Raw genomic sequence first — 444 nt, forward strand, 5'->3', positions numbered from 1 at the left:
AGTACATCCATTACTACAACCACGAACGCATCCGCCTGAAACTAAAAGGCCTGAGCCCCGTACAGTACAGGACTCAGGCCTTGGGCGCCGGCTGAGTGAACCGTCCAACTATTGGGGGTCAGCTCACTCTCGATAATCGGGCTTTTCATAATAAGTGCCTGACGGACGGGCCGGCCCTCCGGCTACTCTCACATGGGGGTGAGTCCCACCGCGGGTTTGCGGCATCGCCGCAAGGGGGGACGAACGACACGAGCTTGCGAGTGGCCGGACCGCACGCAGTGCGGCCCCACGAATAAAAAAGGGGGGTCTGCCCCATGCATGCAAAAAAGCCCAACTCCTCTCGGAATTGGGCTTCTTCTGAATAAGTGCCTGACGATGACCTACTCTCACATGGGGAGACCCCACACTACCATCGGCGCTGAGCGGTTTCACTGCTGAGTTCGG

At 58.6% G+C, this 444-nt stretch carries 1 protein-coding gene and 1 rRNA gene; one reads left to right on the top strand and one right to left on the bottom strand.

The features are described from left to right. The coding region (locus tag ACUN9Y_RS22205; protein ID WP_445460690.1) for an IS3 family transposase at positions 1 to 95 on the top strand (95 nt) is incomplete at its 5' end. Between the two features lie 272 nt (positions 96 to 367). Here ACUN9Y_RS22205 and rrf read toward each other — a convergent pair. Next, positions 368 to 444 (bottom strand): 5S ribosomal RNA (gene rrf, locus ACUN9Y_RS22210); the annotation flags it as partial.

It is taken from the genome of Halomonas sp. V046 (assembly GCF_052645355.1).